The 22,203-nt window shown below is 66.9% G+C and carries 23 protein-coding genes; 4 read left to right on the top strand and 19 right to left on the bottom strand.

The features are described from left to right. The first annotated feature begins 140 nt into the window (after positions 1–140). Entirely contained in the window at positions 141–980 is an 840-nt protein-coding gene (locus tag V7778_RS10820; protein WP_335555040.1) for an outer membrane protein assembly factor BamD, read from the top strand. A gap of 37 nt (positions 981–1,017) precedes the next feature. Here the strand turns inward: V7778_RS10820 and yaaA are convergent, their stop codons facing one another. Next, on the bottom strand, positions 1,018–1,788 hold the full coding sequence (gene yaaA / locus V7778_RS10825) for a peroxide stress protein YaaA (protein WP_335555042.1): 771 nt from the start codon (positions 1,786–1,788) through the stop codon (positions 1,018–1,020). Between the two features lie 36 nt (positions 1,789–1,824). On the opposite strand from yaaA, the gene V7778_RS10830 reads away from it, so the two are divergent. Together V7778_RS10830 and V7778_RS10835 are read left to right on the top strand one after the other, a co-directional pair. Beyond that, the gene (locus V7778_RS10830) at positions 1,825–2,310 is read left to right on the top strand and encodes a putative toxin-antitoxin system toxin component, PIN family (protein WP_335555044.1); all 486 of its coding nucleotides are present in this window, start codon (positions 1,825–1,827) and stop codon (positions 2,308–2,310) included. A 25-nt stretch (positions 2,311–2,335) separates the two neighbouring features. Beyond that, entirely contained in the window at positions 2,336–3,493 is a 1,158-nt protein-coding gene (locus V7778_RS10835; protein ID WP_335555046.1) for a pyridoxal phosphate-dependent aminotransferase, read from the top strand. Between the two features lie 17 nt (positions 3,494–3,510). Here the strand turns inward: V7778_RS10835 and V7778_RS10840 are convergent, their stop codons facing one another. Then, positions 3,511–4,347, bottom strand: a complete 837-nt coding sequence (locus V7778_RS10840) for an oxidoreductase (protein ID WP_335555048.1) — start codon at positions 4,345–4,347, stop codon at positions 3,511–3,513. 110 nt (positions 4,348–4,457) lie between these two features. Here V7778_RS10840 and V7778_RS10845 point away from each other — a divergent pair, with 110 nt between their 5' ends. Beyond that, positions 4,458–5,369: a LysR family transcriptional regulator gene (locus V7778_RS10845; protein ID WP_335555050.1), complete on the top strand. Its 912-nt coding sequence runs from the start codon at positions 4,458–4,460 to the stop codon at positions 5,367–5,369. Here the strand turns inward: V7778_RS10845 and V7778_RS10850 are convergent. From V7778_RS10850 to V7778_RS10930, 17 genes are all read right to left on the bottom strand, one after another. Then, positions 5,366–6,523, bottom strand: coding sequence for a tetratricopeptide repeat protein (locus tag V7778_RS10850; protein ID WP_335555052.1), 1,158 nt, complete (start codon positions 6,521–6,523; stop codon positions 5,366–5,368). The two genes, V7778_RS10845 and V7778_RS10850, sit on opposite strands and share 4 nt — an antisense overlap. Then, on the bottom strand, positions 6,520–7,419 hold the full coding sequence (locus V7778_RS10855; protein ID WP_335555054.1) for an ExeA family protein: 900 nt from the start codon (positions 7,417–7,419) through the stop codon (positions 6,520–6,522). The genes V7778_RS10850 and V7778_RS10855 overlap by 4 nt, the downstream gene beginning before the upstream one ends. Continuing rightward, positions 7,419–9,215: a pilus (MSHA type) biogenesis protein MshL gene (gene mshL / locus V7778_RS10860; protein WP_442920716.1), complete on the bottom strand. Its 1,797-nt coding sequence runs from the start codon at positions 9,213–9,215 to the stop codon at positions 7,419–7,421. Before mshL ends, V7778_RS10855 begins: the two co-directional genes overlap by 1 nt. Further along, positions 9,212–9,580, bottom strand: coding sequence for a hypothetical protein (locus V7778_RS10865; RefSeq protein WP_335555055.1), 369 nt, complete (start codon positions 9,578–9,580; stop codon positions 9,212–9,214). The genes mshL and V7778_RS10865 overlap by 4 nt, the downstream gene beginning before the upstream one ends. Further along, positions 9,565–10,365 carry a hypothetical protein gene (locus tag V7778_RS10870; protein WP_335555057.1) on the bottom strand — a complete coding sequence of 267 codons (801 nt, stop codon included), beginning with the start codon at positions 10,363–10,365 and terminating at the stop codon, positions 9,565–9,567. Before V7778_RS10870 ends, V7778_RS10865 begins: the two co-directional genes overlap by 16 nt. Beyond that, the gene (locus V7778_RS10875) at positions 10,362–11,009 is read right to left on the bottom strand and encodes a hypothetical protein (RefSeq protein WP_335555059.1); all 648 of its coding nucleotides are present in this window, start codon (positions 11,007–11,009) and stop codon (positions 10,362–10,364) included. Before V7778_RS10875 ends, V7778_RS10870 begins: the two co-directional genes overlap by 4 nt. Then, positions 11,006–11,944 carry an agglutinin biogenesis protein MshI gene (locus V7778_RS10880; RefSeq protein WP_442920717.1) on the bottom strand — a complete coding sequence of 313 codons (939 nt, stop codon included), beginning with the start codon at positions 11,942–11,944 and terminating at the stop codon, positions 11,006–11,008. Before V7778_RS10880 ends, V7778_RS10875 begins: the two co-directional genes overlap by 4 nt. 142 nt (positions 11,945–12,086) lie before the next feature. Next, a complete protein-coding gene (locus V7778_RS10885) occupies positions 12,087–15,149 on the bottom strand; it encodes a DUF6701 domain-containing protein (protein ID WP_335555063.1) in 3,063 nt (1,020 codons plus the stop codon). Between the two features lie 8 nt (positions 15,150–15,157). After that, positions 15,158–15,628 carry an agglutinin biogenesis protein MshP gene (locus tag V7778_RS10890; RefSeq protein WP_335555065.1) on the bottom strand — a complete coding sequence of 157 codons (471 nt, stop codon included), beginning with the start codon at positions 15,626–15,628 and terminating at the stop codon, positions 15,158–15,160. Beyond that, positions 15,625–16,506: a type II secretion system protein gene (locus tag V7778_RS10895; RefSeq protein ID WP_335555067.1), complete on the bottom strand. Its 882-nt coding sequence runs from the start codon at positions 16,504–16,506 to the stop codon at positions 15,625–15,627. The genes V7778_RS10890 and V7778_RS10895 overlap by 4 nt, the downstream gene beginning before the upstream one ends. 11 nt (positions 16,507–16,517) lie before the next feature. After that, positions 16,518–17,093, bottom strand: a complete 576-nt coding sequence (locus tag V7778_RS10900; RefSeq protein WP_335555068.1) for a type II secretion system protein — start codon at positions 17,091–17,093, stop codon at positions 16,518–16,520. After that, entirely contained in the window at positions 17,083–17,625 is a 543-nt protein-coding gene (locus V7778_RS10905) for a pilus assembly FimT family protein (protein ID WP_335555070.1), read from the bottom strand. Before V7778_RS10905 ends, V7778_RS10900 begins: the two co-directional genes overlap by 11 nt. A gap of 16 nt (positions 17,626–17,641) precedes the next feature. Further along, entirely contained in the window at positions 17,642–18,112 is a 471-nt protein-coding gene (locus V7778_RS10910) for a type II secretion system protein (RefSeq protein ID WP_335555072.1), read from the bottom strand. Between the two features lie 75 nt (positions 18,113–18,187). Beyond that, on the bottom strand, positions 18,188–18,643 hold the full coding sequence (locus V7778_RS10915; RefSeq protein ID WP_335555074.1) for a type II secretion system protein: 456 nt from the start codon (positions 18,641–18,643) through the stop codon (positions 18,188–18,190). Between the two features lie 48 nt (positions 18,644–18,691). Beyond that, entirely contained in the window at positions 18,692–19,162 is a 471-nt protein-coding gene (locus tag V7778_RS10920; protein ID WP_335555076.1) for a hypothetical protein, read from the bottom strand. A 44-nt stretch (positions 19,163–19,206) separates the two neighbouring features. Then, positions 19,207–20,448, bottom strand: coding sequence for a type II secretion system F family protein (locus V7778_RS10925; RefSeq protein WP_335555078.1), 1,242 nt, complete (start codon positions 20,446–20,448; stop codon positions 19,207–19,209). After that, entirely contained in the window at positions 20,448–22,151 is a 1,704-nt protein-coding gene (locus V7778_RS10930) for a GspE/PulE family protein (protein WP_335555080.1), read from the bottom strand. The genes V7778_RS10925 and V7778_RS10930 overlap by 1 nt, the downstream gene beginning before the upstream one ends. Positions 22,152–22,203 lie beyond the last annotated feature (52 nt).

A 22,203-nucleotide genomic window follows, 5' to 3' on the forward strand; every position in this document is an offset into this window, starting at 1 on the left:
TCCCGGGAAAACTGCTGCGCGTTGCATTGTTGGCCTGCGATGCTCGCTGTACTCAAGTACAGCTGCGCTTCTCAGCCAACACTGCTGCCGCTCGCTACGTTTTCTCGGGATTCCCCTCGGTAAACTTCTTGCTTAGAGCTATGCAAAAAAAATTGTCTGTATTGGTCGCTACTTGCGCCCTCGTCGGCCTGTCCGCATGCGGTATTTTGCCGGAACGCGCCGATGAAACCAAAAACTGGTCAGCGGAGAAATTATACGCTGAGGCGCGCGATGAGATGGCCGGCGGGCACTACGAAGCGGCAATCAAGCTGTTCGAACGTCTCGAATCCAACTATCCCTTCGGCACCTACGCCTCCCAGGCCCAGATGGAGATCGCCTACGCCCACTACAAGGCGCAGGACCAGGCCGAGGCGCTGGCCGCCGTCGAGCGCTTCATCAAGCTGCACCCGAACCATCCCCAGGTCGACTACATGTACTACCTGCGCGGCCTGATCAACTTCAACGACCAGTTGGGCTTCCTCAGCTTCATCTATGAGCAGGACCCGACCGAGCGCGATCCGAAGGCGACCCGCGAAGCCTTCGCCGCCTTCAAGGCCCTGGTCGACAAGTTCCCGAACAGCAAATATGCGCCGGACTCGATCTCGCGCATGAACTACCTGATCAACGCGATGGCGCAGTACGAAGTGCACGTGGCGAATTACTACTATCGCCGCGGCGCCTACCTGGCAGCCCTGAACCGCGCCCAGGATGCGGTGACCAACTACAGCGACGCCCCGGCGCGCGAGGAAGCCCTGTTCCTGATGATCCGCGCCTACGACAAGCTCGGCATGCCGGTGCTGCGCGACGACACCCAGCGCGTGTTCACGCTGAACTATCCGAACAGCCGCTTCCTGAACCCGAACGCCAAGGGCGACGCCCCATGGTGGCAGTTCTGGTCGAAGGCCACGGCCAAGCCGGCGCCGAAAGACGCCGTGCAATAATGCCCGCGCCGGCCCGTTGCGGCGGGCCGGTGTGCATTCATTGTGCGATCTTGCGGCGGAACACCCACTCGCGTTCGCTTGAAGCCGCCGGCTCGAAGGCGTAGCCGTCGACGTCGAATTCCTTGAGCTGCTCCGGATCAAGGATGCCGTGCTGCGCCGCATAGCGCGCCATCATGCCGCGCGCGCGCTTGGCGAAGAACGAGATGATCTTGTACTTGCCGTTTTTCCAGTCCTCGAACACCGGATTGAGAACCGGCACGGCCAGCTTCTTCGGCTTGACCGACTTGAAGTATTCTTCCGACGCCAGGTTGACCAGCGCCGCCGATCCGGTCTCGCGCAGCTGGCGGTTCAGGGCGTCGGTGATCGTCTCGCCCCAGAACGCATACAAGTCCTTGCCGCGCGGATTCGCCAGCTTCGTGCCCATCTCCAGCCGATAGGGATGGATCAGGTCGAGCGGACGCAGCAGCCCGTACAGGCCCGACAGGATACGCACGTGGCGCTGGGTGAAGGCCAATGCTTCCGGCGCCAGCGAGCGCGCGTCGAGGCCCGTGTACACATCGCCGTTGAAGGCCATGACCGCCTGGCGGCCTTCGCTGTGATCCGGATGCCAGTGGGCGTAGCGGCTCACGTTCAGCATCGACAGGGTGTCCGACAAGGCCATCAGCGCGGAAATCTCGGCCGGCGATTGCGTGCGCAGCACCTTGACCAGTTCGGCGGCGCTATCGATGAAATCGGGCGTGGTGTGCTGGGGCGTGGTGCTCGGGGTGTCGAGGTCGAGGGATTTGGCGGGCGACAGAACAATCAGCATGGAACGAACATCTTCTTCTTCACATAAACAGCCGACATGATACCTGCTTCCCGGAAACCCATCGTCATCGACACCAATGTGCTGCTCGACCTCTTCGTCTTCCACGATCCGCGCTGGGCCGGCTTGCTGGCGGCGCTCGAATCGGGCGAGGTCGAGGCCGTCACGCGCGCCGATTGCCGCGACGAATACCTGGCCGTCCTGCGCTACCCTCACCTGCCGCTGGACGAAGCCACGCGCGCCCAGGCCGCGGCCCGCTTCGACACGCTGCTGCGCGTCGTGGCGCCGGACGCCGTGCACGTGCGCCTGCCGGTCTGCACCGACCGCGACGACCAGAAATTCCTGGAACTGGCGCGCGACAGCGGCGCCGGGGTCCTGATCACCAAGGACAAGGCCCTGCTCAAGCTCGGGCGCAAGACGGTGCGCGAAGGGATGTTCAAGATCATGCTGCCGGAAGCCTGGATCAAGGCCCGCGCTTCCGCTGATTCGGTCGCCAGCGAGGCTTCCGGCGCGACGGTAGAATAAGCCGGATCCGTTCTTTCATGACGCCATGACTACCCCAGCCATCGTTTCCCGCCTGCCGCAGGTCGGCACCACCGTGTTCACCCAGATGTCCGCCCTCGCCGCCCAGCACCAGGCCGTCAATCTCGGCCAGGGTTTCCCCGACTTCGATTGCGACCCCAGGCTGGTCGGCTTCGTGGACGAGGCCATGCGCGCGGGCCACAACCAGTATCCCTTCATGACCGGCGTGCCGGCCCTGCGCGAGGCCATCGCCGCCAAGATCGAGGCGCTCTACGGCCGCCGCTACGACGCCGCCCAGGAGATCACGGTCACCGCCGGCGCCACCCAGGGCCTGATGACGGCGATCCTGTGCAGCGTCCACCCGGGCGACGAGGTGATCGTCATCGAGCCGGCCTACGACAGCTATGCGCCCTCGATCGCGCTGGCCGGCGGCGTCGTGGTGCCGGTGGCGATGCAGGTCGGCGACGCCGGCTACAGCGTGCCCTGGGACCGGGTCGCGGCCGCCGTCAGCGCGCGCACCCGCATGATCGTGGTGAACACGCCGCACAACCCGACCGGCAGCATCCTGCGCCAGGCGGACCTGGATGCCCTGGCCGCCATCGTCGGCGGCACGGACATCCTGATCCTGTCCGACGAGGTCTACGAGCACATGGTCTACGACGGCCAGCCGCACGCCTCGGTGTCGCGCCACCCGGTGCTGGCCGAGCGCGCCTTCGTGGTGTCGAGCTTCGGCAAGACCTACCACGTGACCGGCTGGAAGGTCGGCTACGTCGCCGCCCCGGCGGCGCTGACGGCGGAATTCCGCAAGGTTCACCAGTACAACATCTTCACCGTCAACACGCCCATGCAGCACGGGATCGCGGCCTACATGCGCGACCCGCAGCCCTACCTGGGGCTGCCGGCCTTCTACCAGCACAAGCGCGACCTGTTCCGCGAGGGCCTGGCCGGCACCCGCTTCAGCCTGCTGCCATCCGACGGCACCTACTTCCAGTGCGTGCGCTACGAGGCGATCTCGGCGTTGCCGGAAGCGGAGTTCGCGAAATGGCTGACGGCCGAGGCGAAGGTGGCCGCGATTCCCGTGTCGGCCTTCTACAGCCAGCCGCGGGAGTCAGGCATCGTGCGCTTCTGTTTTGCGAAGAAGGACGAGACCCTGCGGCTGGCGCTGGAACGGCTGGCGCGCCTGTAGACGCGCCAGCCCTCGATTCACGCGGCTTCGGCCAGGTCGGTCGACACGGCCAGCGCCTGCCAGGCGCGCAGCTCGCGCTCGACCGCCAGGTGCTTGGCGCGCACCCGCTCGACCGTATCGCTGCCCAGCTGCAGCCGCAGCGGCGGCCGGGGCGCCTCGGCCAGCACCACGATCGCGCTGGCCAGCTTGTGCGGATCGCCCGGTTGCCGGTGGTTGGCGCCGTCGGCGAATGCGCGCATGGCGCCGACCGTGTCGGCATAGTCGCCGATGCGCGCGGCGGTCGAAGACAGCGAGCTGGCATCGAGGAAGTCGGTGCGGAAGAATCCCGGCTCGACCACGGTCACGTGCACGCCCAGCGGTTCCAGCTCCTGGGCCAGCGCTTCCGACAGGCCCTCGACCGCGAACTTGGTCGAGCCATACACGCCCCAGCCGTGATACGCCGAATAACCGCCCAGCGACGAGAAATTGATGACGTGGCCGGCGCGCTGGCGCCGCATTGCCGGCAGCACGGCCCGGGTCACGTTCAGGAGGCCGAATACATTGGTCTCGTAGATGCGGCGCACCTCGTCCGCCGAGGACTCCTCGACCGCGCCCAGGAGGCCGTAGCCCGCGTTATTGACTAATACGTCGATACGGCCGAAGCGCGCCAGGGCTTGCCCGGCCGCCGCCACCGCGGCATGCTCGTCGGTGACGTCGAGGGCGAGCGCCAGTAGATGCTCGTGGGCGCCGACGGCGTCGATGACGGCTTGCGGCTGGCGGGCGGTAGCGACCACCTTGTCGCCGACGGCGAGCGCGGCCTTGGCGATGAGCAGGCCGAAACCACGGGAGGCGCCAGTGATGAACCAGGTTTTCATGATCGTTTCCTTTCAAAGGGGTGGTTGGTGAAAGGAAGTCTAGGCCCCGCCGACCTGCTACACTAGATAGATGAAAGCTGTTTGATTTTCACTCTTTGGTTGTAAATCGCATGGACAAGGCCAGGGTCGTCTCTCTTTTCATCGGCGTGGTGCGCGCCGGCAGCTTCAGCCAGGCGGCGGCGGCCGAAGGCTTGTCGGCGCAGGCGGTCAGCAAGGCGATCCGCCAGCTCGAGGACCACGTGGGCGTCCGCCTGTTCCACCGCACCACGCGCAGCCTGGCGCTGACCGACGAGGGCCAGCGCCTGTACGAGCTGGCGCATCCCGGCCTGCGCCTGCTGGACGAAGCGCTCGACCAGGTCAAGGGCAGCCGCGACGAGGTCGAGGGCCTGATCCGGGTCGCCGCGCCGACCTCGCTCGGCACCCACCTGCTGGCGCCGATCCTGCGCAGCTTCCAGGAACAGCATCCGCGCGCCCGCTTCGACCTGCACCTGGCCGACCAGTTCACCGACCTAGTCGCCGCGAAGATCGACGTGGGTTTCCGTGCCGGCAATCCACCCGAGCGCAACCTGGTGGCGCGAAGGGTCGGGGACATCGTGCTGAAGATCTGCGCCGCGCCGGGCTATGTGGCGCGCTTCGGGGCGCCGCGCGATGTGGACGAGCTGCTGGGCCACCGCTGCACCGGCTACCGCCAGGCCAACAGCGGCCGCCTGGTGCCCTGGGAACTGCAGGGCGACGGCGGCACTGTCTACCAGGACGTGCCCTGCGTGGCGAGTTTCAATACGACGGAGAGCGAAGTCGCGGCGGTGCGCGAAGGACTTGGCATCGGCCAGCTGGCGGGATACCTGGTCGACGAGGAGATCGCCGCCGGCCGCCTGCTGCACCTGCTGCCGCAGCTCGACACCTGCAATGCCGGCATCTATATGTACTACCCGCAGCGCACCCGGATTCCCTCGCGGGTGCGCCTGTTCATCGACCACGCCTGGGACGCGGCGCGCACGCGCCTCGGCGGTCCAGCGGTCTAACGGCCCAAGGGCTTGAGCTTGCGCTCGACAAACGCCTGCAGCTCGGGCGACAGCGTGCCGGTCGCCAGCGCCCGCTGGAAAGCGCCCGCCGCTTCGGCATCGCGCTTCTCGGCCTGCAGCGACACGCCCAGGCCCATCCACCACACGCCGTTCTGGGACGCGGTCCGCAGCGCCGCCTGGTAGTGCTCGGCCGCTTCGCGGTGGCGTTCCTCGCGCTGCAGCACACCGGCCAGGAAGGCGTGGTAGTCGCCGTTGCCGGCGGCGTAAGGCAAGGTCCGCATCAAGGTGCCCACCGCCGGGTCGCCGCGCTCGAGCTGCAGGCGCGCCATCAGCATCGCCAGCGCCGGCTGGCGCGCGTCGAGCGCCAGCGCGGCCCCGAGCTGGCGCATCGCTTCTTCGGGACGCTTGGCCTCGATCAGCAGCCCCACCAGGGTCTGGCGCGCCGCCTCGTGGCGCGGGTCGGCCTTCAGGGACGCCTGCAGGTTGGCGATCGCCTCGGTCACGCGGCCGTCTTCCAGGTTCGCCAGCGCGCGCCGGTAGGCGTTCTCGGCGCGCTGGGCGGTCGTCTCGCTGCGGCCCGGGGCGGCGACAGGCGCCGACCTGGCCGGCGCGGGCTGCGCCGCCACCTCCCTGCTCGGCGCCGGCCTCGATACCGGCTTCGACGCCGGCTTGGGCACGGACTGCGGCGCCGGCTCGGCGCGGGCGACCGGCTGCCTGGGCGCCGGTACGGGTTCTTCCTTGGCCACGGCGGGTGCTGGCTTGGCCGGCGCGGGCTCCGCCTTCGCGGGGGCCGGTTCTTCTTGCGCGGGCGCCGGCTCGGTTTTGGCTACCGGCGCCGGGGCGCCGGCGGCGCCGAACTCGCCGCGGCTGCGGTCGCCCGGCAGCGGCGTCACCGTCATCTGCGTGGCGGCGTGCATCTGCTCCGTCACCGGCACCTCGACCGCCACCGCCGTGTTCTTCATGCGCCAGCCCACGAAGCCGGCATAGCCGACGGCGCCCAGCAGCGCGACGGTGCCGCCGATCACGGCCACGCGCAACCACGGCAGGCGGCGCTCCGGCGCCATGACCGGCTTGATGCCGGGCGCGACGCCGGGCGCGCCCGGCTCGCCGCCGCGCGCATCGAGGTCCTGCAGCATCTTGTTTATCAGGCTCATCGTGCGAACATCCCCAGCATCCACGCCACGCCGGCGGACGCGCCGGCGACGGCGGCGCCACCGGCAAGCCAGGCCAGGATGTCGCGCCGCACGCCGATCGTATCACGCGCGGCGGTCGTCACGTGGGCGCTGGCGACCTGCTGCCTGCCCTGCCCGAAGCTCAGCATCATCGCCTTGTGCGCCATGATATTGACCAGGCGCGGCACGCCGCCGCTGGCCTTGTACAGCTGCCTGATCGCGGCGCCGGTGAACAGGCGCGCGCCGGTGTAGCCCGCCACCCGCAGGCGGTGCGCCACGTAGAAGTCGAGGTCGTCGCGGCTCATCGGGCCGAGGTGGTAGTGGAAGGTGATGCGCTGGGCCAGCTGGCGGATCGATTCGAGCTCCAGCTTCTGGTTCAGCTCGGGCTGGCCGAACAGGACGATCTGCAGCAGCTTGCGCTTCTCGGTCTCGAGGTTGGTCAGCAGGCGGATCGCTTCCAGGCTTTCCACGGGAATCGCCTGGGCCTCGTCCAGGCACAGGACCACGCGCTTGCCGGCGCGGGCCAGGGTAAGCAGCCGGTGCGTGATCGCCTTCAGCAGGCGGTGCTGGTCGACCTCGCGCTCCAGCGGCACCTCGAGCTCCTCGGCCAGGGCCAGCATCAGGGTGCGCGGCTCCAGGTAGGGATTCGGGATGTAGGCGGTCACGAAGCCCTCGCCCAGCGAGGCCATGAACTTGCGGCACAGGAGGGTCTTGCCGGTGCCGACTTCGCCTGTGATCTTGATGAAGCCCTCGCCGGTGCGCGCCGCCACCAGCAGCGTATTCAGGGCTTCCTGCGAGCGCGGGCTGCCGAAGAAATAGCTGGTGTCGGGGGTGATCCCGAAGGGCAGCTCGCGCAGGCCGAAGTGGGCCGCATACATTACTTGCGCTCCCTTGTGCGCGGGTCGAGTTGTTCGATCCTGCGGCCCGCGTCCAGCAGGTCCGCGCTCCAGTCGTTCGCGCCTTCGACGATGGTCGGCTTGATCAGGACCACCAGCTCGCGCTTCTGGGTCACGCGGTTCTTGTTGCGGAACAGCGCGCCCAGCACCGGCACCTTGTCGGCGCCCGGCAGCTGGTCGACGTCGCCGATGGTCGCCTGGCGCATCAGGCCGCCGATCGCGACCACCTGGCCGTTCTGGCCGCGCACGATGCTGTCCAGCTCCGACGTGCTGGACGCCGCGAGCGGCAGGCGGAAGATGCCCGACGAACCCAGGTCGACGTCCTTGTTGACCGTGCTGACCTGGCTCACCGAGGGATGCACGTGCAGCAGGATGTTGCCCTTGTCGTCGATCTGGGGCGTCACGTCCAGCACCACGCCCGAGAAGAAGGGCTGCACGGTCACGCTCGGGGTGACGATGGTGCCGTTCTCGGTATTGTTGATGGTGTTGGTGATGCCGGTGACGAAGAACTCGTCGGTGCCGATCTTGAGTACGGCCTTCTGGTTGTTCATCGCCGCCACGCGCGGGCTGGACAGGACGTGCACGTTGCCCTGCGACTCCAGGAAGGACAGTAGCGCGGCGAAGTTATTGGTCTGGAAGGCGAAACCGAACAGCGAGCCGGCGGCGGTGGCGGCGTTCGACAGCGAGAAGCCGGTGCTGGCCGACAGGCCCTGGCCGTTGCCGATCACGGCCGGCTGGCCGCCGTCGCGCGGCAGCGGCGCCAGGTTGGCGCCCGGGCCGATCATGCCGGTCGCCACGCGGTTCGGGTGCGAGCTGCTGATCGAGGCGAACGAGGCCCAGTTGATGCCGCTCTGGAAGCGGTCGTTCAGCTCGACCTCGATGATCTTCGCTTCCAGGATCACCTGGCGGTCGACCGACAGCTGGGTGGCCTTCAGGTAGGCGTCGACGTTGCGCAGCTCGTCCGGCATGGCGCGGATCACGACCACGCCCGACTGCGGGCTGACCACCACGCTGCGCCCGCCTTCGCGCGAGCCGACGATGGCGTCGATGGCCGCCTTCAGCTCGCCCCAGAAGTCGTTCTCGGAGACCGTGTTGACGTCGGTGCTGTCGAGCTGCACCTGGTTGCTGGTGCCGTTCCGGTTGTTATTCTGGTTGTTGTTCGGCTGGTTGCCGGCGCCCTGCCCGCCGCTGCCGCCGGACCCGCTGCCGCTGGTGCCGGCATCGGCCACCGAGGTCGAGGTCACGCGCAGGTTCGACATGCCGCGCCGCTTGGCGGTCAGGTAGTTCACCTGGAACATCCGGGTCTGCATCGTCAGCGGGCGGATGGTGATGCGGGTGCCGTCGATGCGGTAGTCGTAGCCGTACATCTCGCGGATCGCTTCCAGCGTCTCGGCCAGGGTCACGTCCTTGAGGTTGGCGCTGATGCTGCCGCTCACGTCCGGATGCACCAGCATGTTGTAGCGGGTGCCGGCCACGATCGAGCGGAAGAACTGCTGGGCCGGAACGTTATTGAAGGAGACGTTGAAGCGCTCTTCCAGCGCCGGACGGGCCTTGGGCAGCTGGCTGGCCAGCGCGCTGGCCGGCGGCAGCAGCGCATTGGCGACTGCCTGGTCGACCACCGGCGCGGCGGCAGGCTTGGCAGCGGCCTTGGCCATCTCCTTCGCGATCAGGTCCGGGGCGTCGTTCTTCGGGGCGGTGTCGCAGCCGGACAGCAGCAGCACGCCGGCGGCGCCGGCGCCCAGGAGCAGCAGCTTGCCCATCGCGGTGCCACGCTTCATTGGACCGCCCGGGTCATGCCGGCGACGGTCGCGGCGGCGACGTCGAGACGCAGCACCTGGCGCTCGGCGCCGCGCGCCAGCTCGACCTCGGTCTGGGTCATGCGCACCACGCGGGCGCCGCGGAAGGAATCGCCCAGCCGCACGGTTTCACCGTCGATCACGGCCACGTGGCGTCCGCCGGCGCGCGGCGAAATCAGCACCGACTGCAGGCGCGGCAAACTGTCGCCGGCGCCGTCGGCGCGTGCGCCTTCGAGGGCTGCCGGCGGGCGGGTCGGGTCGGTCAGGGCCTGCGCACCGGCAGGCAGGTGGGCGAGCGCGAGGCCCGCCAGGGTCGTCAGGATCAGGTTCTTCACAGCTTCATCCATTTCCGGTCCAGGCTCAGGGTGTACAGGGTGAGGGTCAGGCGGGATGCCGGATACTCCTCCACGTCGAGCTGCGCCTTGCCCCAGAACAGCCGGGTGGGCATGGTTTCGAGCGCGCTCATGTAATCGACCATGTCGAGATAATTGCCGCGCACGGTGACTTCGACACCATGGCGGTACAGCAGATCGGCTTGCTTGGGCGCCGCGGCTGCCGGGGCGGCCCCTGCTGCTGCCGCTCCGGGCGCAGGCGCCATGGGCGGCTGCAATGCGCCCAGCGTACCCGGCGCGGGCTGTGGCGCCGGCGTGGGCGGCGCCGGCGGCGGCGCGTTGCCCGCCCCTTCCGCGCCCGACAGCGGCTCGGAAGGCAGGGTGCGCAGCGACACCAGCTTCAGGCGGCCGTTGGCCTTGAGGATGGACTCGACCAGCGGCGCCATGCGCTCCGGCGCCACCAGTCCGTGTTCCATGGCCAGCAGGGCCTCGTTCAGGCGGGCGGTTTCTTCCTTGATCGCGGCCAGCCGCTTGCGCGCGGGCGCATCCGGATCGACCTGGTAAGCCTGTACCTTGGCGGTGATCTCCCCGTCCAGGCCCATCATGTTGTTGCGCTGCTGGGCGATCTGGTCGCGCAGGGTATCCTGGTCGCGCAGCAAGGGGCCGAGCGCCATCGAGTGCGCCAGGAACACGATAACAGCCACGACGGCGGCGAACATCAATCCACGTTCGCGCAGGCTCAGCGCGTCGATCTTCGCCGCCAGTTCCTTGATGCGCGCCTTCATTGGTACAGCCTTCATTGGCGCACCTCTTCGGCCACCGATTGCAGGCTGAACTCCACATAGGGCGCCGGAACGGTGGACGGCTTGCCGTCCGCACCCGTGGCGTTAACCGGCGCCGCCTGGCGGATCTGCAGGCTGGTGAAGGCCTTGCCCTGCATCAGGGGCTCGCCGGTCAGACGGTTCAGGTAGCCCGGCACCTTGGCCGGGTCGGTGGTGCGGCCCTTGATGCCGATGTCCTTGCCGGCGCCGGCCACGGTCACGCCGGTCAGCCACAGGCCCGGCACGCTCTGGCGCGCCAGCGCGCGGAAGTAGCCGGCATAGCCCCTGGTGTCGCCCAGGTCGCCGCGCTCGATGATGCCGGAAATGTGGCGCAGCGAGGCCAGGTGGGCCTCGGCCTCCAGGATCTCGGCGTCGAGCTCGCGGCTCTTCTGGCGCGGCGCGAAATCGGTGTTGACGCTCGCCAGGCGCTCCTGCTTCTGCTTCAGGCGCAGCGCGCCGGCCTCGGCTTCGGCGCGCAGACTTTCGGTGCGTACCTTACCATAGGCGAGCAGCCCCCCGAGGCCGGCCACCAGCACGGCCAGGGCGATCGCCATGGTGCCGGCGGTCAGGACCTTCTTCTGGGGCAGGAAGGCCGGGTTGAACAGATTGATCTGCTGGCTCATGCCGCCACCTCCTCGCGCAAGGCGGCGCCCAGTGCCAGGAAGAAGCGCTGCTGGACCGACTTGTCGGCCAGCTCGGGGGTACGCGAGAAGTCGAGCAAGCTGGCCAGGTCCAGGCTTTCGACCGGGGTGTACAGGTTGCTCGACAGGTACTCCTCGAGGCCGCTCACATCCGACGGGCCGAGCACCAGCTTGGCCACGCTGATGAAGGAATACTGGCGCTCGAAGTGGTCGAGCGAACGCTGCAACTCGAGCGTGATGCGGTCGAAGCTGGCGTGCTTGCGCTCGTGGTCGGGTTCGAGCAGCTGTTCGATGGTGACGTCGAAGCGGCGCGACAGGTAGAGCTCGCCTTTGTAGGTGACCGTCAGCAGACCGCCGTCCTCGCCGAACGAGAGCATGGCCACGCCCCGCCCTTCCGGCGCCAGCATGGCCGAGATATTCCGCTGGGCCATTTCGGGAATGTCGATCACGCCCAGATCGACCTTGGCGTCCAGGAAGAGTTTCTGGCGCGGGGCGATCACGGTATTGCGCGCCGCGACCACGAACACCGACTGCTGGGCGCGCGCGCCGGCATTGGCGTCGACGGGAATGTCGAGCACGTCGATGGTGGCCTGGTCGACCGGGAAATCGAGGATGTCCTTGAGGCGCCAGCGGATGGCGGTCTTCATCTCGTCCTTGGGCACGTTCGGCGCCTCGACGCTCAGGACCTGGTACTCGCCGCCCGCCAGCACGGTGGCGCAGCGGAAGCTGTTGGCCTGGCCTTCGCGCGCGGCCTTTTCGAGCACGGCCGCGGTGTCCTGGCCCGGAAGGAATTGCGCAAAGCGCACGAAGGGCTTGCCCTCGGCGATGCGCTTGACGCTGGCGGCAGCAATCCCGTCGCGCTGGACGGCGATGCTCAACCAGCCATCTTTTTTCTTTGCTCTCTTAAAAAAACGCATGCACGCCCGGGAGTCGATCGACGAAAAGTGAAGGGTTTCGGCTACCTCTTGATTATATTCAAGAAGTGCCGAAAACCATCACTAAATCTCTCGGATTACCCGCTACGTGTGCGTTTCGCGCCGTTTTTGCCCGATTTCGTTATCAATAGACTTCGCGCACGTAGATGACCGGACTGCGGTATTGACCAAAGCTCACTTGTCCGAAGGTGCTGGGCAGCCAGGCCGGGCTGTCGAGGTTGACCAATACACTGCCCTGCCGGTTGGCGCCGACTGGGGCAATCGCGTACACCGCGCGGCCATCCGTGAGCGGCAAGGCGCCGGCGCTGGCCGAGTCCAGGGCGATGCAGTTGGCGGTGCCGCTCATGCCGGCGACCTTCAGCGAGCGGGTGCAGCTGGAAAAGCGTACCTGGCTGACGTTGAGCTCGTCCGGGTCGGTGAAGGTCGAGGTTGGCGCCCAGGCGGTGCCGGTCCAGAACTGTGCCTGCAGTGGGATGCGGGTGCTCAGCCGTTCGGAGCCGAAGACATTGGCGACCTCGACCCGGCCGGTCACGACCATGATGCCGCCTTCGATCGATTGGTCGATGTCGGTCTGTACAGAGCTCAAGGTGAGCGCACCTTTGCCGCCGCGGCTCTCGGCGGCGGTCGCGCGCAGGTAGATCGCGGCCGGGGGCGGCCAGCCGGCCTTACTGCGCGTGGCTCTCGCGTCGAACGCGGTCCCGAGACCGTAGGCGGCCGCTCGGGTAGTCAAGCGTTTGTTGCTGCCTCCCAGAGTGAGGCCACCGTTCGCGGGTGCGACAATGGCGGTACCGGTACCCGGCTTGCTCACGGCCTGCAGGTTAATTTCCGGCACCAGGGTCGGGAAGCGAACGCTGTTGAAGAAAGAGAGCTCGCCGCCGTCGACATCATGCGCCTTGACCTGCACCGCAAAGCCCTGGGTCGAATGCGTCGCGGTCGTGATCGCCGCCAAACCTTCGGCCGGACATTTCATGCGGGGCACGCAATCGAAATTGCCGTCGACGATGGTCGAGAAATACGCCGGGTAGAAACGGCCCACGGTCTGCAGGTCGGTGGTGTAGTCGCGGCTCGTGCCAAGGTAGGCTGCGACCGCGGCCGTGAGTTCGAAGCTGCCGACCTGGCTCCAGCTGAACGCCGTGCCCTTGAAGGCGCCAGCATCGGGGAAGCTTCCTTCCAGCTTGGTCAGCTCTTGCGCCGACACGTCCTTCAGCGCCCCCGTCCCCGCCATGGCGAGTACCGGTTTCGGCCGCAGGGCGACACCTTCGTTGCCGAAGCCCTTGAGCTCCTCGCCGGTGCTGGCACGCGCGACCAGGGACATCGTAAACGTCTCGCCGGCCATCGCGAAACCCACCTCGGTCAGCTCCTTGGTCTTGGGGTTCGCATAGCTGCCATCATTGCGGACGATTGCCAGTTCGAGCTTGGCCGGCACCGAAACAAGGTCGGCGTCGTCGAGCAGGCCCTTGCTGTCCTTCAGGAAGAGCTTGAGGATGCCGACATCGAGGTAGGAAAACCTGGTCTCGACCGATGCGGTGTTGGCCGGATAGCTCAAGGTCAGGGACTGCCAAGTCGGCATGCCGGTGGCCGAGCTGCACTTGTCCAGGCTGATCGTGGTGGTCGCCGTCCCGACCGTGTGGCTGTACCTGGCCTGCGCCGTCGAGGATTGCGGACCGTAGCAGCCCAGCGCGAACTGGAGCGGCGCGGTGACGGTCTGGCTGGTGCTGACCGCCAGCGCCTTGCCCTCGGAGACAGCAGTCACCCATACCGGCGCCACGTTCCCCGCCACGATCCCGTTGGTGGTCTCGTCATACAGCGGGCAGGCGCTCGATCCCACCACCGCTCCGACCGCGCATTTGACGCTGGTGAATTTGTAGCCTGCCGCCTGAGGCACCACCGTGGTCGATTTGACGCTCTTGGTATTGTTGCTGGTATCCGGGTCCATCGACCCCGTCACCGTCGCGCTGACCGTCATCTCGCCCGCCTTGGTGACCTTGGTGTTCAGCACCAGCGGCGGCGTCACCTCGTTCATGGCGAGCGTCTGCGCGTAGTTGCAGGTCACCACCTGGCCGAAGACCGTGCAGCTCCAGTCGGTGCCGGTGGCCGACGTGTAGGTCTGACTGGAAGGCAGCGTAATGCGCACGGTGATCGGCCCATCGTCCGCTGACGGCCCCTTGTTGTTCACCGTGAAGTTGTAGCTGGCCGGGGCGTTTTCCTTGAGCGGGCCGTTCTGCACCATCTCGAGCGCCAGGTCGGCGTCCGGCGCGCTCGGCACGGCCAGGACGGCCGTGCTCAGCAGGATCATGTCCTCGGTCGCGCGGAAGGTGGCGCTGGCGACGTTCTGCCGGGCCGTGAACGGGCCGATCTCGTAGGTGTCGAAGTCGACGCCGACCGATGCGGCGTCTTTGTTGACGCTGCTCTGCGAATTAAACTGGTTGCCCGCGGGCGCATAGGCGCCATTGGTCAGGATCGAGCTGGTGTTGTTCCCCGTGAAGTAGACCGCCTCGGCATTGGCCGACAAGCCCTGGTCGCCTTCCCACACGATGTGGCCAAAGCGGCCGCGCTCGGTCGTGGTCACGTTGTCCGGCGTGCGGAAGTTGGTCATCGTGAAGCGCAGTTCGGCGTAGTACAGGGGCTGGAATCCCTCGTAGATGTTCAGGTTGCGGTAGGACTCGCTGCCGTTCGAGTACACCACCAGCAGCGAGAAGCCGCCCAGCACGGCGTTGCGGTCGCAATGCAGGCTGCCGTTCGACACGCTCAGGCCGCTGAAGCTGTAGTCGCCGCTGCCGTACTCCCTGACGATACTGGTCACGTCGGCCGCGCTGCTGAAATACGGAATGCCGTTGGCCACGCTGGCGGTATAGCTGCGCGTGGAGCTCGCGGTGATCGAATAGCCGTTCATCGTCACGGTCCTGTCGGGACTACTGCCCGAACCGGCCCAGTACAGCTGGGCCGACACCACGTTCGACAGGAACGGCAGGGTGAGCTTCGCCTTTTCTTTCTTGTTGGGCGAGCTGACGTGGCAGGACTGATTCCCCTCGGCCCATTTGCGCAGGGTGGCCTGCGTGCCGGTGAAGTTGATGTTGCCGGAATAAGTCTTGTACAGGCGCAGCGCGGTCTGCGCTTGCGCGGGCACGACCCCGGACACGCCCCACAAGAGGATCGCGAACGCCGCCAGCGCCCGCAGCATCGACATGCATCGTTTCATAGCTCGACCTCGACCTGGCGCCGGACGTAGTCCGGACTGGTGCTGGTTGGTTGCTGTTCGCAGGCGCCGTTGACCGGCTGGTTGCAGGCGATGGCGCGGATGCGCCAGCGCTGGAGCGGCTGCGGATCGCCGTTATCGTCTTCCACCTGCAGGGTGGGCAGAAGGGTACAACTGACTGTCACCGTGTAGCTGGCCAGCACGCTGTCCGGCAAGCGGAACGAGGTCGTCGCCACGCAGTTGCCGGGGGGACGCAGGCGCTGGAACAGGCCCCATTCGATGCCGGCGCGGGCGGCCTGGTAGGCGCGCGCCCCCTCCAGGTCCAGGCTGGCGCTGGCCTGCTGCGAATTGAACAGGCTCACCGCCGCCACGCCCATGCCGGCCAGGACGACCAGCAGGAAGATCGCGGTGACGAGGCCGACGCCGGCGCTGCGCGCCAGGCGGCGTACGGAAAGGACGTGTCGGTTCATGGCGTGTTGTCCACGTGGACCTGGTGCACCAGGCGGACGGTCGCGTTGCCGCCCTGCGGCACCCGCAGGAGCAGGTTCATGACCACCAGCGCGCTGCGGCGCGAGGCGGCGCTGCCGTAGCTGAACATGCCGAGGCAATTGGCCACGCGCGCGGCGATCACGGCGCGGCGCGGATTGCCTTGGGGCGGCGTCAGCTGGAATTCGTTGATCGGATAGTCCCAGTAGCGCACCAGCGCGTCGCTGCCGTCGCCCTGGCGCTCGCAGACATAGCTGACCGGGAAGTCGACCACCTGGAAGCGGCGGCCCGGCGACGTCATCGGCGTCACCTGGGTGGCGAAGGTATTGAACCTCAGCCGGACGACGGGGTTGTTGGGGTCCGCCATGCTGACCGACTCCACCTGCTCGATATTGCGGTCGGTACTGCCGCTGCGGGCCAGGTAGGCGTCCGAAGGCGCGCTGCCTTCGCCGAGGTTGTACACGACGATGTAGTCATTGGGCTCGATCGCCACGCTGGTGCCGCCGACGACCGTGAAGTCCCGGTTCGTATTCGGATCCGTATTATTGAAGTCGAGCGGCGTGCCGGTCAGGCCGAAGTCTTCTGCCGCCAGGTAGCGGCCGCCGGTCTTGGTGAGCAGGAATTCGATGGCGTTGCCGTTCGGGTTCACGCGCACGCTGTTGGGCAGCGCCATGCGCAGGTCGCGCGCCACGCGGCGCAGCGCCAGGTCGGCCTCGTCGGTCACGGCGGCGCGCGCGGCGGTATCCCGGTAGCCCTCGACCGGCCCGCGGATGAAGACGGCGACGATGGCGCCCAGGATGCCGACGATGACGATCACCAGCACCGCCTCGACCAGGGTGAAGCCGCGCGTGCGGCGGAGCATGCGGCCGGCCGTCATTGGACCAGGGGCGCGTAGCGCGCGCGGTAGCCGTCCAGCACCAGGCGCTGGCCGTCGTAGGCCACCTCGACACGGATGCGCAGCAGGTCGGTATCGGCGGCGGCGCCGGGCGCGCCGACACCGTTCATCGCCTGCGGCGTGATCGTCACGGTCGCCGCATAGCCTTGCACGCCCAGCGGCGCGCCATTGGCGTCCGACAGCACGCCATTGACGTTGAAGGCGGCGGTCGCCTGGTTGGCGGCGGGGACGTAATCGTTGACGTTGTCGAAGGGCCGGGTGCCGCTTTCCGAGCCCCAGTTCTCGGGCACCAGGCAGTTGGCGCTGCTGGTGACCGTTTCCGGGTTCGGGTCGTCGGAGCTGGGATCGCACCAGGTGAAGCGGGCCAGCCGCACTTCTTCCAGCAGGCCTTCCGCGATCATCAGCGCCTGTTTCCGGCGCAGCGGCTCGGCGCTGTTGCGCGTCGTATAGTTGAGCACCCCGACCACGGCGGCGAGCGCGATGCCGACGATCACGATGAACAGGATCATCTCGATCAGGGTCAGGCCGCGCTGGCGCCCCATCTTACTGGACATAGCCGGTCTCCGGGGTCACCGACACGGTACGGGTCTGGCCGTCGCCGCCGACCGTGATCGCCAGGCCCGGGAACTCCCCTGCAACAGCCAGCGGGCGGCCCAGGGCGTCAAAGGAGAACTGGGTCATGACGACGGAATACGAATAGCTGACGCCTTTCGGACGGCCCAGGCAATACCAGGTCGACGACTGGCAGTAGGTATCCGTGCCTTCGCCCGTGCTGCGTCCGGAGGGAAACTCCACCCGGCTCGCTGCCGGGCAGTTGCCGTTCGGCGCCACGTGGCACAGGCCGATGCGGTTGTCGCCCAGTTCGACGAACACGGGCGTGTTGCGGGCGATCGCGGTCTTTTGCGCATAGCGCAGCATGGCGCGGGTCTGCTCGGCGAAGAAGGCGGCGTCGAAGCTGTTACGGTTGAAATAGCGGGCGGCGCCGATGGCGCCCAGGATGCCGATCAGGACCAGCACGACGATCAGCTCGACCATCGTGAAGCCGGACCGGTGCAGCCGCTTTGCAGGGAATGGAATCGCGCCCATCCTGGTCTCGCGAGGCTTAACCGCAGACGAGCGGGTTGGCGGCCTGGGTGAAGACCGGAGGACGGTTGGCGCCGGTCGGCGCCGCGTAGGCGATGAAGCAGGTCGCGGCGGAAGGGTCGGTGTCCTTCATGCCGGCGGGAGAAATCACCAGCTCGTCCTTGTTCACTTCGATGCGGTAATCGTTTTCGTCCAGGCCGGCTGCTGCGGCGAAGGCCACGGTGGCGTCCGGATAGCCGTTGACGATGCCCACCGCCTGCCCTTCGACAGTGAGGGTGGCGCCGGGCTTGAGCAGCCACTGGGCGTGGATCATGGCCGCCGAGGAACCGAGCGCGCCGCGCGCCGCCTTCAGCTTGGCCACCTGGGCATCGCCGCTCAGCTTCGCGAACTTCGGCAAGGCCGTGGCTGCGAGGATGCCGAGGACGACGATCACGACGATCAGTTCGATCAGCGTGAAACCCTGGTGGTGCCGAAGACGACGCATATGCATGACGCTTCCTTCAAAATCAAAAGGCACGGCCGCGATGCGACCGTGCCCGGAGGACTACCTGTCAGATCAACTGGCTTACGCGCAGGTCGCGAAGTCCTGGCTGTAGGTCGGCGCGTTGCCAGCGGCGGCTTGGGTGTACTGCACGTAGCACTTGACCTTCTGGTCGTCGGTCAGACCGACCGGATGGAACTTCATAGCCGTGGTGCCAACCGGTACAGCCAGATAGTCATTCGATATCAAACCCGAGATATCGCCGATCGTGGCGGCGGTCGGGTAGCCATTAGAGAAACCGACGGTGACGCCCTCGATGCTATTGGTGCTGCTATCGATCAGAAACTTACCGTGCGCCATCGCTGCAGCCGAGGTCATCGAGCCGCGTGCGGCCTGCAGGCTCGCCTTGCGAGCGTCGCCGCTCAGGTTGGCGAACTTCGGCAACGCGGTCGCAGCCAGGATGCCGAGGATGACGATCACGACGATCAGTTCGATCAGCGTGAAACCGCCTTGCGCGCCTTTGTTGAAGCTCTTGTTCATTCAGTACTCTCCGTGTGAAGTGGATGCGACAACGAGGCCGCGGTGGTGTTACTTGGTTAGCTGTGTAATCTGATCAAGACCCGGCCCATCGACTTCCCGGAGCGCCAGCCCTTGCGCATTCCCCTCCTGACCGCTATTGCGATGCAAGCGGGGTGAACGCATGAATTCTACCTTGAACTTCAGCAATTTTGATGTCCCACGAGAAAAAGTGTCGCGGCCAAACAAATAGTTGACGCTCTTATCAGTGCGATCGAAGTACCAGCTTCCCTTGCGCAAGCCCGACAGGTCCGGCGAATAGTATTCGCCCAGGTAGTTCGGTGGCAAGCGGCTCAGCCAGTGCATCGGGTTTTCGCCGGCCAGCGCAGCCAGCCCGGCGCCCTCCTCCATGCCCGCCACGCGCGCCGCTAGCGCCGTCCTGAGCGCCCCCGCCACATGGTGGGCGACGGCGCGCTCCGATTCCTCGCGCACCTCCAGCAGCTTGAGCAGCAGGCCGCCCGCCAGCAGCGCCACCAGCAGCATGCAGACCGCGAATTCGAACCGGCTCGCCCCGCCCTGCCGCTCCCTCATTTGCCGTGCAACGCCGCCTGGCCCAGGTCCCAGATCGGCATGAAGATACCTAGCGCCAGGACCAGCACCATGATGCCCAGGAAGGTGATCAGGATCGGCTCGATCTGACTCGACAGGGTCTTGAGTTCGTAATCGACCTCGCGCTCGTACATCTGCGCGATCTCGTCCATCAGGTCGTCCAGCGAGCCGGATTCCTCGCCCACGGCGATCATCTGCAGCACGATGGGCGTGAACACGTTGGCCGCCACCGAGGTGCGCAGGATGCTTTCGCCGCGCTCGACGCCGTCGCGCATCTGCTCGATGCGCGAACTCAAATAGGCGTTGTCGGCGGTCTGCGACACCACGGTCAGGGCTTGCACGATCGGCACCCCGCTGCGCATCGACAGCGCGAAGCTGCGCGCGAAACGGGCCATGGTGGCCTTATGGATGATCTTGCCGGCGATCGGGATGCGCAGTTTCTTCTGGTCCCATTTGAGGCGTCCAGACGGCGTTTTGGTCCAGGCGCGGAAGCCGAAGATGCCGCCCGCCGCCAGGACGGCCAGCGCCGGCCAGTAGGCGACGGTGAATTCGGAGGTGTTCAGCAGGATGCGGGTCATCAGCGGCAGCTCGGCGCCGAAGGACTTGAAGACCGCGGCGAACTGCGGAATCACGAACACGTTCACCACCGTCATCGCGATCACCATCGCGATCACGACGAAGGTCGGATAACGCATCGCGGTCTTGACCCGTTCGCGCATGTCGCGGTCGAATTCCAGGTGGTCGAACAGGCGCAGGAAGACTTCTTCCAGGCGCCCGGTCATCTCGCCCACCTTCACCATCGACAGGTAGAAGGGCGTGAAGCATTCCGGGTGGCGCATCATGGCCGCCGACAGTTCGCGGCCGGCGTCGAGCGATTCGCGCAGGTCCTTGATGACCTTGGCGAAGGATTTGTTGATCGCCGATTCCTGCAGGCCGGCCAGGCCGCGCATGATCGGCACGCCCGACTTGAGCAGGGTGTAGATCTGGCGGCTGAACAGCTGCACGTCCATCGAGGTGACTTTCTTCTCGGTGAAGCGGGCCAGCAGGCCGGCGGCGCCGCCGGCGGCCTCGCCCGGACCCTTCTTCGAGGGCGTGATCTCGATCGGCGTCATGCCGTTGGCGAACAGCAGGTCGGCCACGGCCGAGCTGTCGGCGCCTTCCAGGATGCCCTGGGCCAGCTCGCCGCGCGCGTCGCGGCCCTTGTACGCGAAGAACGGCATCAGTCGTCCTGCTGGTTACTGACGCGCATCGCCTCGGCGATGGTGCTGCGGCCGGCCACGGCCAGCGCCACGGCATGGCGGCGCAGGGTCTGCCCCCCCATCTCGGCGTGGGCCACTTTCAGGAAGTGCGAAGGGTCGGGGTGGTTCACCGCCTCGGTCACGGCCCGGGTCATCTCGAGCAGCTCGTAGACGCCGGTACGGCCGCGGTAGCCGGTGCCGTTGCAATGCGAGCAGCCCTTGCCATGGAAGAAACGGGTACTGGCGGCGCGTTCGCCCAGTTCGGAACGCAGCCAGTTGACCTCGCTCGCCTCCGGCTGGTATTCGGTGGTGCAGCTTTCGCAGATCACGCGCACCAGGCGCTGGGCCAGCACGGCCTGCAGCGAGCCGCCCACCATGTAGCGCGGCACGCCCATGTCCATCAGGCGCAGCGGCGTCGAGGCGGCGTCGTTGGTGTGCAGGGTCGACAGCACCAGGTGACCGGTCATGGCGGCGCGCAGGCCGATCTGGGCGGTTTCCTGGTCGCGCATCTCGCCGACCAGGACGATGTCCGGATCCTGGCGCAGCGCGGAGCGCAGCACGCGCGCGAACGTCAGTTCGATCTTGTCGTTGACCTGCACCTGGTTGATGCCCTTCATGCGGTATTCGACCGGGTCCTCGACCGTGATCAGCTTCTTCTCCACCGAGTTCAGCTCGGACAGCGCGCTGTACAGGGTGGTGGTCTTGCCGCTACCCGTGGGGCCGGTGACCAGCACCAGGCCGTTGGGACGCGCCACGATGTTGCGGAAGCGCTCGACGATGCGCGAAGGCATGCCGATCGCATCCAGGCGCAGGGTGGTGCCGCCCTGGTTCAGCAGACGCATGACCACCGATTCGCCGTACTGGGTCGGCATGGTCGAGATACGGACGTCGACGCGCTGGTTGCGCACCTTGACCGCGAAGCGGCCGTCCTGCGGCAGGCGCTTTTCCGAGATGTCGAGATCGGCCATCAGCTTGAGGCGCAGCGCCAGCGGGGTGGCCACCTTGAGGTCGGCCTCGGTCTGCAGGTGCAGCACGCCGTCGATACGGAAGCGGATCGCCAGGCGCCCGTCCTGGGGCTCGATGTGGATGTCCGAAGCCCGCACCTGCACCGCGTCGTCGAACACCGACTGCAGCAGCTTGACAATGGGCGCTTCTTCCAGGCCCGGGTTGGCGGCCAGGGCGCCGAAGTCGATCGAGGTGTCGCCCAGGTCGGCCTCGACCTCGCGCGCCAGGCCGGTGATCTCGCCGGTGCGGCGATAGATGCGGTCGATCGCGGCCAGGATCTCGGTCTCATTGACCACGGCCAGCTCCACGCCCTTTTTCAGCAGGCGCGCGATCTCGTCATAGGCGAACAGGTCGGTCGGGTCGGACACGCCGACCAGCATCGTCTCGCGGCGGTCTTCCAGCACCAGGGCGCGGAAGCGGCGCGCGGCCGTTTCCGGAAGCAGGCGCACCAGCTCGTCGTTGATGTTGTAGAACTTGAGATTGATATAAGGGATGTTCAGCTGGCGTGCGAGTGCGCCCGAGATCTGTTCCTCGGTCACGTAGCCGCTTTCGACGAACACGCGGCCCAGCTTGCGGCCGGTGCGCTTCTGGTCGGCCAGCGCCTGGTTGAGCTGTTCTTCGCTCAACAGCTTTTGCTGCATCAGCACTTCGCCAAGTCGCACTTTTTCTGGCCTCGCCATACCATCCCTTGAGTGTTGTGTTTCGCGGGCACAATTTTATTCCAGAAAGAAC

It is taken from the genome of Massilia sp. DD77 (assembly GCF_036961685.1).
Classification (GTDB): domain Bacteria; phylum Pseudomonadota; class Gammaproteobacteria; order Burkholderiales; family Burkholderiaceae_D; genus Telluria.

Coding starts and splice junctions, on each gene's coding strand:
- V7778_RS10820 (WP_335555040.1), top strand. CDS start 141: ATGCAAAAAAAATTGTCTGTATTGGTCGCTACTTGCGCCCTCGTCGGC.
- yaaA (WP_335555042.1), bottom strand. CDS start 1,788: ATGCTGATTGTTCTGTCGCCCGCCAAATCCCTCGACCTCGACACCCCG.
- V7778_RS10830 (WP_335555044.1), top strand. CDS start 1,825: ATGATACCTGCTTCCCGGAAACCCATCGTCATCGACACCAATGTGCTG.
- V7778_RS10835 (WP_335555046.1), top strand. CDS start 2,336: ATGACTACCCCAGCCATCGTTTCCCGCCTGCCGCAGGTCGGCACCACC.
- V7778_RS10840 (WP_335555048.1), bottom strand. CDS start 4,347: ATGAAAACCTGGTTCATCACTGGCGCCTCCCGTGGTTTCGGCCTGCTC.
- V7778_RS10845 (WP_335555050.1), top strand. CDS start 4,458: ATGGACAAGGCCAGGGTCGTCTCTCTTTTCATCGGCGTGGTGCGCGCC.
- V7778_RS10850 (WP_335555052.1), bottom strand. CDS start 6,523: ATGAGCCTGATAAACAAGATGCTGCAGGACCTCGATGCGCGCGGCGGC.
- V7778_RS10855 (WP_335555054.1), bottom strand. CDS start 7,419: ATGTATGCGGCCCACTTCGGCCTGCGCGAGCTGCCCTTCGGGATCACC.
- mshL (WP_442920716.1), bottom strand. CDS start 9,215: ATGAAGCGTGGCACCGCGATGGGCAAGCTGCTGCTCCTGGGCGCCGGC.
- V7778_RS10865 (WP_335555055.1), bottom strand. CDS start 9,580: ATGGATGAAGCTGTGAAGAACCTGATCCTGACGACCCTGGCGGGCCTC.
- V7778_RS10870 (WP_335555057.1), bottom strand. CDS start 10,365: ATGAAGGCTGTACCAATGAAGGCGCGCATCAAGGAACTGGCGGCGAAG.
- V7778_RS10875 (WP_335555059.1), bottom strand. CDS start 11,009: ATGAGCCAGCAGATCAATCTGTTCAACCCGGCCTTCCTGCCCCAGAAG.
- V7778_RS10880 (WP_442920717.1), bottom strand. CDS start 11,944: ATGCGTTTTTTTAAGAGAGCAAAGAAAAAAGATGGCTGGTTGAGCATC.
- V7778_RS10885 (WP_335555063.1), bottom strand. CDS start 15,149: ATGTCGATGCTGCGGGCGCTGGCGGCGTTCGCGATCCTCTTGTGGGGC.
- V7778_RS10890 (WP_335555065.1), bottom strand. CDS start 15,628: ATGAACCGACACGTCCTTTCCGTACGCCGCCTGGCGCGCAGCGCCGGC.
- V7778_RS10895 (WP_335555067.1), bottom strand. CDS start 16,506: ATGCTCCGCCGCACGCGCGGCTTCACCCTGGTCGAGGCGGTGCTGGTG.
- V7778_RS10900 (WP_335555068.1), bottom strand. CDS start 17,093: ATGTCCAGTAAGATGGGGCGCCAGCGCGGCCTGACCCTGATCGAGATG.
- V7778_RS10905 (WP_335555070.1), bottom strand. CDS start 17,625: ATGGGCGCGATTCCATTCCCTGCAAAGCGGCTGCACCGGTCCGGCTTC.
- V7778_RS10910 (WP_335555072.1), bottom strand. CDS start 18,112: ATGCATATGCGTCGTCTTCGGCACCACCAGGGTTTCACGCTGATCGAA.
- V7778_RS10915 (WP_335555074.1), bottom strand. CDS start 18,643: ATGAACAAGAGCTTCAACAAAGGCGCGCAAGGCGGTTTCACGCTGATC.
- V7778_RS10920 (WP_335555076.1), bottom strand. CDS start 19,162: ATGCTGCTGGTGGCGCTGCTGGCGGGCGGCCTGCTGCTCAAGCTGCTG.
- V7778_RS10925 (WP_335555078.1), bottom strand. CDS start 20,448: ATGCCGTTCTTCGCGTACAAGGGCCGCGACGCGCGCGGCGAGCTGGCC.
- V7778_RS10930 (WP_335555080.1), bottom strand. CDS start 22,151: ATGGCGAGGCCAGAAAAAGTGCGACTTGGCGAAGTGCTGATGCAGCAA.